Annotated in this window: 9 protein-coding genes and 2 pseudogenes; 3 read left to right on the forward strand and 8 right to left on the reverse strand. The window is 37.3% G+C overall.

The window, feature by feature from the left end; translation table 11 throughout:
* The first annotated feature begins 875 nt into the window (after positions 1-875).
* Together N1I86_RS00760 and N1I86_RS00765 are read left to right on the forward strand one after the other, a co-directional pair.
* The gene (locus tag N1I86_RS00760; protein WP_339195758.1) at positions 876-2,249 is read left to right on the forward strand and encodes an IS1380-like element ISGsp2 family transposase; all 1,374 of its coding nucleotides are present in this window, start codon (positions 876-878) and stop codon (positions 2,247-2,249) included.
* 326 nt (positions 2,250-2,575) lie between these two features.
* A complete protein-coding gene (locus N1I86_RS00765) occupies positions 2,576-3,046 on the forward strand; it encodes a site-specific integrase (protein WP_341094446.1) in 471 nt (156 codons plus the stop codon).
* On the opposite strand, the gene N1I86_RS00770 is transcribed toward N1I86_RS00765, so the two are convergent.
* Together N1I86_RS00770 and N1I86_RS00775 are read right to left on the reverse strand one after the other, a co-directional pair.
* Positions 2,998-3,564 (reverse strand): LOG family protein, encoded by a 567-nt coding sequence (locus tag N1I86_RS00770; protein WP_341094449.1) that lies wholly within the window; start codon positions 3,562-3,564, stop codon positions 2,998-3,000. The genes N1I86_RS00765 and N1I86_RS00770 overlap by 49 nt on opposite strands.
* 87 nt (positions 3,565-3,651) lie before the next feature.
* Positions 3,652-4,071, reverse strand: coding sequence for a M24 family metallopeptidase (locus tag N1I86_RS00775; protein WP_333560051.1), 420 nt, complete (start codon positions 4,069-4,071; stop codon positions 3,652-3,654).
* Between the two features lie 113 nt (positions 4,072-4,184).
* On the opposite strand from N1I86_RS00775, the gene N1I86_RS00780 reads away from it, so the two are divergent.
* Complete coding sequence (locus N1I86_RS00780; protein WP_341094450.1) at positions 4,185-6,509, forward strand: TOTE conflict system archaeo-eukaryotic primase domain-containing protein; 2,325 nt, start codon at positions 4,185-4,187, stop codon at positions 6,507-6,509.
* Between the two features lie 351 nt (positions 6,510-6,860).
* Here N1I86_RS00780 and N1I86_RS00785 read toward each other — a convergent pair whose 3' ends face one another.
* The 6 genes and pseudogenes from N1I86_RS00785 to N1I86_RS00810 form a co-directional block, all read right to left on the reverse strand.
* Positions 6,861-6,941: a HepT-like ribonuclease domain-containing protein gene (locus N1I86_RS00785; RefSeq protein ID WP_328205159.1), complete on the reverse strand. Its 81-nt coding sequence runs from the start codon at positions 6,939-6,941 to the stop codon at positions 6,861-6,863.
* A gap of 187 nt (positions 6,942-7,128) precedes the next feature.
* Positions 7,129-7,356 (reverse strand): annotated as a pseudogene (locus N1I86_RS00790) (nucleotidyltransferase family protein).
* Positions 7,357-7,690: 334 nt separating this feature from the next.
* Positions 7,691-8,332: a ribonuclease H1 domain-containing protein gene (locus N1I86_RS00795; protein WP_390895364.1), complete on the reverse strand. Its 642-nt coding sequence runs from the start codon at positions 8,330-8,332 to the stop codon at positions 7,691-7,693.
* A 624-nt stretch (positions 8,333-8,956) separates the two neighbouring features.
* Positions 8,957-9,748, reverse strand: a pseudogene (locus N1I86_RS00800) (endonuclease domain-containing protein); the annotation flags it as partial.
* Positions 9,749-10,432: 684 nt separating this feature from the next.
* Positions 10,433-10,960, reverse strand: a complete 528-nt coding sequence (locus N1I86_RS00805; RefSeq protein WP_341094452.1) for an FUSC family protein — start codon at positions 10,958-10,960, stop codon at positions 10,433-10,435.
* 44 nt (positions 10,961-11,004) lie between these two features.
* Positions 11,005-12,426, reverse strand: a complete 1,422-nt coding sequence (locus N1I86_RS00810) for an NAD-dependent succinate-semialdehyde dehydrogenase (protein WP_341094454.1) — start codon at positions 12,424-12,426, stop codon at positions 11,005-11,007.
* Positions 12,427-12,516: the final 90 nt, after the last annotated feature.

A 12,516-nucleotide genomic window follows, 5' to 3' on the forward strand; every position in this document is an offset into this window, starting at 1 on the left:
GCCAAATGGTTTCAAAAAAGGATATGAAAAAACACTGACAAGATGGAAGGTCGAAGCAAAAAGAAAGAAGGATAGTTAGGCAACTGTTTTGAAGCAGTTAAATTGAAATTTAAGCGTTTCATGCTGTGCGAAAGTAGAAGGGGATCATTCCAGTGAATATCTCCGCATGATCTCAAATATCCATCTTATATAACTAATACCAAGTGGTGAGTCCTCTGCAACAGCAGCATCAGAACGACTTTTAGGTGGAAAATAGGGAGGAGGATAAATGAAAAATGAATTATAAATTGTAGAAATAGCGTTTGCACTGAAATATTGAATGGAATAGACTAAAATAATTTCTTACAATTCTTTCATTCTAAATGGTAAATATAGGTTTATAAAACAGAATGACGGATGCGAAAATAGATCGATTTAATTTGTGAGATGTTTAAGCCAAAAAGCAACATTATAAAATTATTATCATAATCGATCGATGCAGAATGAAAACATTACACGATGAATGACTTTACAGGATCATATAGAATTCATTTCGATCAGACGTTCAAAATGAATACCGAAAGATTTATAATTGGTTGAAATGAAAATTAAGATCAGCGTTTCAAAATTTTTATTTTGTCTCAATGTAAAAAGTATACTTATATTATGAGACAATTTACCCTTAACTTCCTATAATATATATTATGTAAACTAACTTATTTCTTCGTAATGTTAGGGGTCCTTCCCTTCAAGTTCCTATAAAAACAATTATTAGGTACTTTCTCTCTTAAGTTCCTCATCCTGAATCCGTGACAAAACATCTTTACAATGGTCGCAAACCGTTGATACGATAAGGAAAAACGACGTTGACGATTCTTCATCAAGTAGGTGATGTGATGAAAGATTTCCCGATTCGGTTTGTATTGACAGATGAAGCGATTACCCCAAGTGCTGGGCTTGCTCTCGTTGGCTACTTACTCCATCGAACGAAACTGGATAAACGGGTAAACGCACTTCGGCTTCCAACGGTTCGTCGAGAAGTGCACATTTCCCATAGCGATGTCATTCGCTCGATGATTGGCTTGCTTGCCACAGGAAAAACGGATTTCGATCATATCGAAGCGTATCGTCAGGACGATATCTTTTCGGCATCGATGGGGATTCAGCACGTGCCTTCCTCTCCAACCTTGCGACAACGACTCGATCAGCTCGCTTGTCTTCCGATGACCGAAACGATTCTTTGGGAGGAGTCCATACGTCTGTTGATTCAACGACATGCCACTTTGTCCCCTTGTTGGACCAAAGGAAAGACGACATGGCTTCCCCTTGATATAGATGGTTCCCCATTTGACAACTCCGATACGAAAAAAGAAGGAGTCAGTCGAACGTATAAAGGATTTGACGGTTTTACACCGTTGTTTGCGTATGCAGGGAAGGAAGGGTATCTCGTTCATGCCGAGTTGCGTCCAGGGAAACAACATGTGCAAGACAACATGCCCTCGTTTTTAGTCACCGCTATCCGTCGAGCTCGTCAACTGACTTCATCTCGTCTGCTTGTTCGCATGGATGCAGGAAACGATGCAGAAGCGAATGTGCACGTATGCCTAAAGGAAGACGTGGACTTTGTCATCAAGCGAAACTTACGCCGAGAATCGAAAGCGCTTTGGTTCCAGATCGCTTCGCAAAAGGGCAAACGTGTCGATGATGGACAAAGCGAAGGAGTACAAACCTATGAGCTATGCCTTCCACAGAAGGCAGCGATCGATGGAAACACGTATACGTACGTTCAAGTCACCCAAGTGACGGAACGGACGATGGAACGCAATGGACAGCTGATGCTCGTTCCTGATTATGAAGTGGAAAGCTATTGGGTGCGGCTCAAAGGATACGAGCATGTTCGAATGAGCGATGTGCTCGCGTTGTATCATGACCATGCGACATGCGAACAGTTTCATAGCGAACTGAAGAGCGACTTAGATTTAGAGCGGCTTCCATCTGGGAAGATGAAAACGAATGCGCTCGTGTTGGTCATGGGAGCCTTCGTTTACAATCTTCTTCGTCTGATTGGACAAGATCTATTAAGCGATCCGAGACATCCGTTGCACCACAAAGTGAAACGCCGCCGCATCAAGACGATTATTCAGACGGTGATCACGATGGCAGGGCGACTCGTCCGTCGATCACGACAGATCTGGATGAAACTGACGCGAAGGAGTGGCTATAGCGAGCCCCTACTGAACGTCTATCAGAAATGGAGAGAGGTAAGATAACGAACGAATGTTCGGGCACTGATGTCCAACGTCACTCCCTGTGCTTTTTTGTCTATTTTTTTGGTTCGTATACCTAAAAAAGAGATTTGTTCCATTTTCGGAAATAGGAGATGACATAGGTCATAAGCATAAAAAGGGTTTTATGGATTATCAATCCATCAAAATTACAACAAAATCAAAGTCGATTTCAATTCATCACGGATTCAGGTTCCTCATAATTTTTCGTCAGTTTTTTGTTAAACGAATTATCTATTTTTTAGACGATAATCATCATCTTTTGAACTTGTTATCAATATTCGTTTATTATCACTGGAGGTGTTATTTAGATGTTGCTGCAAGAAGCTATTGATGAATTTTTACTGTATCTAGAAATTGAAAAAAACTATTCGAAAAACACTGTTGCTGGTTATTCTTTTGATCTTAAGACCTTTGAAGATTTTTTGGTAAAGCATCATCGATCCCTTGAATTGGATGACATTCATAAAACTCTCGTGCGACGTTTTATCCAAGAACAAGTTACAAAAGAAAATATGAAACCTAGAACGATTCACCGAAAAATCTCTTGTTTAAAATCGTTTACGAAGTACTGTACACGCGAAAACCTGTTGATGAATGATTTCATGGTTGGTATCGAAACCCCGAAGATTGATAATAAACTACCTGTATATATGAACTTGCAGGAGTTGCAAAAACTCTTTCGCTATCTTGAAAATGATACAGGTCGATTTGCCATCAGGAACCAGAGGTATCATGTCCATTTATTTACTAAATTAGGTTTGAAATTCTCCATCAATTGATAAAGAGTATCCACATTGCCAGCACTTATAATTAACTTTAGATTTTCAGGCTTTGCAAAACCTTTATCGACAGTATGTTCTAACATTTTTATGAGAGGATCGAAGAAACCATTGACATTAAGCAGAGCAATTGGCTTATTATGTATGCCTATTTGCAACCAAGAGAGCACTTCAAAAAGTTCTTCATAAGTTCCATAACCTCCAGGCATGACAATAAATCCATCTGCTAACTCATACATTTTCGCTTTGCGTGTATGCATTGTGTCTACAATAAAGAGTTCACTTATATTTTCATGTGCTAGTTCCTTATCTTTTAAAAACTTAGGTATGATCCCAATAACATGGCCTTTATGGCTTAAGACAGCATCTGCAATTTCCCCCATTAGCCCCGCCTTCCCTCCACCGTAAATCAGGGATATTTTTTTATTGGCAAGGAACTTTCCAAGCTCTCTGGCTGCTTGCCTAAACTCCATGTCATTCCCATAGTTTGAACCACAAAATACACAAATGGATTTCATCTTTCTCACCTTCCCCGTTGATTATTATTCCAATTACTTACAGGAACACTCTGCATATTAAGCGGCATTGGAGAGTAAGTCAAGACTTTATGGAAATTTTTTCAGACCCGCACTCATTGTTAATTTAAATACATCTTTTCCCTTCATACCGATCTTTACTTCATTAATTGCCACAAGCTGTCCCTTGTACAATGCATTAAATTTATCATACTCGGGTTTCATATATTTATATGAGAACACCCGTGCATTATCTGCCCAATACCCATTACAGACTACATCGCAATCAAACCATATTAAGTCCCCAGGTTGGAGCTTAATTTCCGATTTTTGTCTACGTTGTCCTCCAACCGCGTGTCTACCTATTTTGATCATTGGTAAAGCAGCGATAGCTCCTTGACTGGCTATAGATGTATTAAACATGTTTGCTATTTCTAATTCACTAATGCCTTCTTTGAGATTACTGATAACATCTTCTTCCTTAAAGTGGTTTGATTGAAAGTAAGTAATTTAATTAAATACTAGTATAAAGAGTTGTTTAATTTTGGATGATCACTTTTACACTTCTAACTCAATGCTTTACAATATCATTACAGTTAAATAAATGTTTTAGAGGTAAAGTCATGGACATCCGGATTCAGTTACAACAAGCTCTTGCGGAATGTGAACGTTTAAGGAAAGAAAATGAATATTTAAAACACATTCTTTCAATGATGATGCAAAAGAAAGAAAACAATCATTCTGTAACTATGGCTAGTTCTATAGTGAACAACCAATCGTCACCGGAAGAAAAGATACGATTATTCAAGCAACTTTTTAGAGGACGAACAGATGTATATGCGGTTCGCTGGGAATCAAAAAACGGTCGCGCGGGATATACGCCTGCTTGCGCCTATGAGTGGCAACCGCCTATTTGTCGAAAACCGGAGATAAAATGCAGTGAGTGTCAGCATCGAACATTGCTACCGCTAAATGATCAAGTGCTTTACGATCATTTAAGCGGGAAGCATACGGTTGGAATTTATCCAATGCAAAAAGATGAAACGTGTTTCTTTTTGGCGATTGATTTTGACAAAAAGAATTGGCAAGAGGATGTGTTGGCGTTTGTTCGTGTATGTAAAGAGTTTTCCGTACCGTATAGTATTGAACGCTCAAGATCTGGGAATGGTGCACACTTATGGATTTTCTTCTCCGAAGCGATTCCTGCTTCATTAGCTCGCAAAATGGGAATGACATTGCTCGCTAAAACAATGGAAAAAAGATATGAAATAGGTTTAGACTCCTATGATCGATTATTCCCGAATCAAGATACGCTTCCAAAAGGCGGATTCGGAAATTTAATTGCATTGCCGCTTCAGCGAAAGCCAAGGACAAACGGCAATAGTGTATTTGTAGATGAATCCTTTACTCCTTATCCAGACCAATGGATGTATTTATCTTCTGTTCAAACGATGACAAAAAAAGAAGTACAAGATGTGGTACAGCTTTACGAAAATAAATCTATTACTGTAAACGAAGTGTATCCAGAGGAAATTACTATTGAATTAAAGAATGGTCTATACATTCTAAAAGATAGAGCCCCCTCTTCTCTTTTAACTAAGTTGACGAAACTAGCAACGTTAGCGAATCCTGAATTTTATAGAGCCCAGAAAAATCGCATGTCTACATACGGAATACCGCGAGTGATTAATTGCTCATGGGATAAGGAAGGATATTTGGTCTTACCTCGTGGCTGTTTGGAGGAGGTTATCAACCTTTTATCGTCATTATCCATTCAAACTGGAATCATTGATGATCAATTCGATGGCAAGACGATTGATGTGGAATTTCAAGGTGAGTTAACTTTCCAGCAACACGATGCAATATCACAATTATTGAAACACAATACTGGTGTTCTTTCAGCAACCACTGGTTTTGGCAAAACGGTTATAGCGGCAGCTCTTATTGCGGAACGAAAAACCAATACGTTAGTCATCGTTCATCGTACACAGTTGATGCAACAATGGTTAGAGCAATTATCAACGTTTCTTAATATTTCATCAAAAGAAATCGGACAAATTGGAGGCGGAAAAAACAAAATAACAGGAAATATCGATATAGCAACCATTCAAAGCTTAAATTACAAGGGTCAGTTGAAGTCATTTATTACTCAATATGGCCAAATCATTGTCGATGAATGCCATCATATTTCCGCCTTTAGCTTTGAACAAGTGTTAAAACAAGTTCGCGCCAAGTATGTGTATGGTCTAACAGCTACACCGATTCGTAAAGATGGTTTACATCCTATTATTCACATGCAGTGTGGTCCTATTCGTTATAAAATTGACGGGAAAATACAAGCAAAAGTAAGGCCATTTGTTCATCGTTTAATTCCAAGGTACACGAACTTTACGTCCTCACACAAAGATATTCAGCAACTTTATACAGAAATAGCACTCAATGAACGGCGAAATCAGCAATTATTTGATGATGTGTTGTCTGCACTTGAAGAAGGCCGCTGTCCGTTAATCTTAACGGAACGAATTGAGCATATTGAAATTTTGAAGCAATTATTTAAAGGATTTGCCAAAAATATTATTGTACTCTCCGGGAATATGACGAAAAAAGAACGAATGGAACAATTGCAACGACTTGCTTCCATTCCTGATGACATGGAAAGATTAGTGATTGCAACAGGAAAATATATCGGCGAAGGATTTGACAATGCCCGATTAGATACTCTATTCTTAGCAATGCCAATTTCATGGAAAGGCACCCTGCAACAATATGTCGGACGCTTGCATCGAATTCATGCAAATAAACAAGAAGTACGTGTATATGACTACGTGGATAAAAAAATCCCGATTATGCAAAAGATGTTTGAAAAAAGATTAGAGGGGTATCGCGCAATGGGATATGTTATGGATGAAAAAAACACTTCGTACAACGAACAGATGAAGTTGTTTTAATCTTAGTTATAGAAATGGGCATATGTTTCATTTCACTTCACTTACACAAGATTACGATTAAATTAGCAGAACCCACCTCGACTCTTAACAATGTGTACCAAGGTGGGGCTTTTTCATTTATTTATGGGGTTAGAAAATACAGCAAATGTTAAACGCCCAACTACATTTGATGAGAAACTAGAGATTTTAAGAGAACGCCGGTTGAAAATAGATAGTATGGATTTTTAACGACAGTAAATTATTATCGATTATCATCTTCTATGCCAACTCAAAAAGATTTGGTCTTTAAAAAAATATCCACTCTAATTTTCATTTAGTAACTACTCAACATGTTTTTTTAACTTAGGAATCTTATTTCTGAACAACATCCCAGACAATTCGATAATTAATGGAGAAATAACCGTGAATCATCATATCTCTCATGCCAGCCATCTTTCTCTATTCGATATGTGGGTGTGCTTGTCGGATTTCATTTGGAATGTTTTTCGTTGCTTAGCCAATCACTAATATATTTTTAATTACCGCGTCCGACACTAAGTCTTTGTCTAGAAAATCATCATAAGATAAGCCCTTGGTGTATTTCTCAATTTTTCTGCAGAGAATATCTTGTAAAAAAACTTTAGGCTCTCTCTGCATAATTAGCACTCCTTAAAATACTAGGCTTTAATGCTGGTTTGATATCATCTAAAATGTCTAAATCTACCGGCTTTTGAAAATGATCTTCCAGATTGAATTTTAAATCCATATAATCATCGAATGTCATGGCATCATCCATAAATTCCACTAACACATCAATATCACTGGACTATCTTTGTTCTCCCCGGCTATACGAACCAAATAAACCAATCCTTCTTCATCTACTGTATCTTTTGCTCTGATAATATAAGGTAACTTTATACGCGCAAAAACTTTTAGCCCCAAATCGAGGTACCCCCTCTTCACTAATAATTACACCCATCAATTCAATAAAAGCTAAATTTTGTATTTTTAAAAATTATACTATTGACTGACATGCTTCTCAGAGAGAATACAGCAAATTAGCTTTGATGCTTCATTTACATAAAAGAATAATTGTGTTAAATCTGTTTTAGAGTCCAAATAAAACAAAACAATACTACTACAATCGAAAACTATAAACTTCATCGACATCTTCATATTACATAGAAATTGTAGACAACCGGCTATTTCCGTCCGAAATCTGCTTTAATCTCACCCCATATGTCTGTTTCCCATTTGAGAATAGGGTTATTGTAATCGTTTTTTTTGAGCCATTGCTTCGCTCTTTCAATGAGCCGCCAAACTCGTTCGGTGTCTTTATTTCTTATTAGCGCAGTATTAACCTTTTTAGTTTTCACCCATTTGATAGCGGTTAGGGAGTCTGAATAAATAGGATAATCTTTTCCATACTGCTTTAGGAAGGCTAAAGCATGAACGATAGCTAAAAATTCTCCGACGTTATTTGTTCCAAGAATAGGGCCAAAGTGAAACAATACTTTTCCAGTTTTCGTGTACACTCCTTTGTATTCCATTTGTCCGGGATTGCCGCTACATGCCGCATCTACGCATATGCTCTCTTCTATATATGTCATATCTTTATTTAAATTAAGGGATATCTGTTGGGATGTTTTGGCCTTCTCTGCAGTCCTATAGTATTTCGTCCAACCATCATGATAAGCTTGTTTAGCCTCTTCGATGGATGAAAATGACTTATACTTTGCACTGGCTACCCCTAATACATATTGTTTGCATTCATCCCATGAAGAAAAAATACCTGTCTGTTTACCTATCCAGACCACGTAATATTTTGTTTTCTTTTTCTCCATCATTCCACTTCCTTGAACTTCAGGAGTTAACTGACTCTCCTTTGTATGAACGCTCCGTAACGTTTCCGTATTTTCCTTTTTGATTGGCTTTGTTCCTTGCTTTAGGATGACGTTATTAACAATATCGGAATCCTCAACAATCCCATTACTTCCGTTAATTAATACATAAGAGCGAGTATTTCGACCAATGGCAAGGCGTTTTTGGTACTTCCTTTTATATATAATTAATTTCACGACTCTCTTTTCATTTCTTAACCAACTGGGAATCTGGCATTGCGATAACGATTCAACATAATATAAAACAAACGGGATATTATAGCCGACAAATGCACAATGGACGTTTCCTTTTGTGATTAACTCACTTAATTGGGGTAGTTGGTAATAAAAGGTCTGAATGTTAGGAGAATAACCTGCCATAAAAATGGTGTTTACAAACTGTTTTATTTTTTCTTTTGTCGTTTCCTTCTTTTTAAGAGTAATATTATGGAAGACAGGAAGTAACTCTCTTAATACGATTTGAACATAATCACCGATACATGAAACATCGAGATTTGTGTTAAGAATTTTCGCTTTTCGATTCCTCATTTCGTAAAATTGATCCCACGCAGATATTTTTGATCGAATCATATTCATGCATTCGGATAAATTTTCCTTTATTTTATCTCCTGGAAGCCGAATGACCTCATCAAATCCGTTTTTCAGCAGCCATAAATCTCTTTCTGTATCGTACACTTTTGCTTGATCGGTTAAATGGTAACGGAGCCCATCGCATTCAACGGCAATTTTGCAATGTTCACCATATATCACAAAATCAATGATATATTTAGGGATCCAACTGTTTCTACTGCCCATCTTTTGATAAACTGCATATTGGCTTTCAAATTTGATTCCGTACTCTTTTAACGCGTTTTCAATCTTTACTTCTAAAGGTGAGTTTACATTCTTGATGCCAAGCTTAGAGGGAATTTTGTTTATTTCTGGTGTATCGTACTTTAAATTCTTTATATGTAAAAGTGTAATTTTCCGCTGCTCATCATATCGAAGTAATAAATTTTTACAAAAACTTGCTTCTCGATAATACGTAATAAGTAATCGGTACAATGAACAATGATGAAGAAGATTCATAATGGCTCTTTTCAACCTCGAAGATGTAATTTCAATCGCAAGTACACAGTCGTCATCATTATAAAGAGCGATATCAATCGTATGTTGTTCGTTATGATAATAAACAATTTCATTTCTTATGACGAGTAAACCATACCCTTCAGATAATTGAATAATACGATCAATGAGGGAAGATCTAAATTTATAAATATCATCAATTCGATTTTTTGCCTTATTGTGGTGAACAGATTTTTGTTCTTCTATTACCTCACTTATTTCTTTAAGAAAAGTACCGATTTCAAAATTCTTCATAAAAACTACCCCAGTTTTAACAAGTGTTTTAGAAGTTCTTCTTCTTTTTTTCGCCAAAATTTGCTAAAATCCTTCTTTTTGTAGTGAGATTGGCGCAGGAATATAGTTATACAATTATTTTGATTTTGAACATTGGTATAGAAAAGATTATATATTCTATGTGGGGAAACATTGATGAATTGATAAAATTTTGTATGAGGATTATGATTACCACTGACCATGTCTCAAGGTGGGTCTTTTTGCTTATATGAAGGAGTTTTTATACAGATCTATAGCGTAAATCCCAGCAGTATGTACCAAGGAGGAATTGCACAAACGTCTTCAATGAAGTTTCAAGCAGCCGAATGGCTTATTAATCAAATACAAATGTACAGTATTGATTTAAAAACAAATTCAGTTAAAAATATGAAGGTTGGATCAATACTATTTTACAAGAATATGTGAACGATAAAACCGATGCTTTAAACAAACGTGTATTGCTGTAGAAACAGACATTCAACGTATAATAAGAATATTAAGACAGTGAGCTAGTATTCTAGGGTATAAAACCTATTTGTCAACAGTCTGAAGGTATGCCGAATTGGCATACCTTAATCAATATGTTTACTCTAGGAAAATGAACCAACCGTACTTTTTCGAGTAATTGAATGAAATACAGACATAATAAACATAAAAAACAACATATTACGTTGCTTTGCCGAGGTCAAGGGTATCATCATGACCTGCTCTCCTGTTAGGTAAAAGTATAGTGACAAAAATGGCAACGACTGATCCTATGACTGTCTCGATGATGCGGGCCCATTCATAACCTCCCGAATGCAAAAAAGCCAAAACCATTACGACAGTTACGCCTATTTGTGAGATGCTGTCTTGATGAAGTTTAAGAGTTTTTGCCATTGCCATCCCTATAAAAATACTTAGAAAAGCGGCCATTCCTGAAGGCATGATCCACTGAGAGACAATCAGACTGCATGCCACTCCACCTACAACCCCTAAGAAACGATGAATCGCTTTGGTTACAGCCTTTTCAAAAGTCGTATTGGTAATTAAAACGGCTGTTAACGGAGCGATATAAGGATAGAAATGGGGAGTAATGAAAGTCGCCAGCCACCATGAAATTCCTGCTGCTAGTGATATTTTAAAAGTCTGTAAGGTGATGCCTGCACGATTTAGTTCTCTGCTAAGATGCTTTATAAACACTTTGGTGTTCATCGATATTTCCCCGTTATGATCCTTTTTGTTATTATGAGGCACAATTACAATCCAAGTGAAATATACTTAATTTCTAGATAGTCTTCAATTCCATAATGGCTTCCTTCACGACCGATCCCACTCTCTTTAAATCCACCGAATGGTGCTTGGGCGGCCGAAGGAGAACCATCATTTAAACCAATAATTCCATATTCTAATGCCTCTGTTATATAAACTGCTTCTTGAATATTCTCTGTAAATACGTAAGCAGCCAATCCATAAGGACTATGATTAGCACGTTCAATAGCTTCTTCTACTGTTTTAAATGTTGTGATAGGAGCAAGCGGCCCGAATGTTTCCTCATGCATGCAGTACATATCGTCAGTAGCATTCATAATAACAGTTGGTTCCATAAAAAAGCCTTCTTCTTTTATGGAGTTACCTCCTACAAGGATTTTAGCTCCTTTTTGTTTTGCATCTTCAATTTGTGCCTTTACTTTCCGAATGGCTGCTTCATTAATGAGTGGACCTATATCTACACCCTCTTCAAATCCATTACCCACTTTCAATTTTGACACTTTTTCTGCTAGTTTATTAGAAAATTCTTCAGCGATTCCTTCTTCAACAAAAATACGGTTTGCACATACACAGGTTTGGCCGGCATTTCTAAATTTAGACGCCATAACCCCCTCTAAAGCTTTCTCTATATCTGCATTAGCTGTTACGATGAACGGAGCATGCCCTCCTAATTCGAGAGATATTTTTTTCACAGTGTCAGCGGCCCCGCGCATTAAAATTTTCCCTACGCGTGTAGAACCGGTAAAAGTGAGCTTGCGTACACGTTCATCTTTTTGCCAAACATCCACAATCGGTTCTGCATCGCCTGTTACAATATTTATGACACCCTTTGGAATCCCGGCTTGCTCAGCGAGTTCTGCCAATTTCAAAGCAGTGAAAGGCGTCTCTTCAGATGGTTTCAAAACGGTTGTACAACCAGCAGCAAGAGCTGGTGCAATTTTTCGTGTAATCATGGCTGCCGGAAAATTCCATGGAGTGATGGCTGCAACAACACCTACAGGCTGTTTTTTGACTATAATACGTTTATGGGGAGAAGATGCTGGAATCGTTTCGCCATAAATTCGTTTTGCTTCTTCAGCAAACCAAGAGATATAGCTATTCGCATAAAAAATTTCTCCTTTTGCTTCGGAAAGAGGTTTTCCTAGTTCAGTTGTTATGATTTCCGCTAGTTCGTCCGTATGTTCTTCAATTAAGCAATGCCATTTTAATAAAAGTTGACTGCGCTCTTCGGCAGTCTTTTTAGACCACTCCTTGAAGGCAGAGTATGCCGCATCTACTGCCATTTTTGCTTCTTTTTTACCGCCGTTGGGAATAGTGCCGATGATCTCCTTTGTAGCTGGATTGATGACATCAATGGTTTCTTTTGCATCCACCCACTGTCCATCTATATACATTTTGTTTGGATACATAGGATTGTCCTCCTTAGATGTTGTTTTGAACTCATCCAAAGACTATCATGATTTTTGCATTAGGAGTACTTCCTTTATATACTAGGGATA

This window comes from Bacillus sp. FSL W8-0116, assembly GCF_038003825.1.
Taxonomy (GTDB): Bacteria; Bacillota; Bacilli; order Bacillales; family DSM-4216; genus Bacillus_O; species Bacillus_O smithii.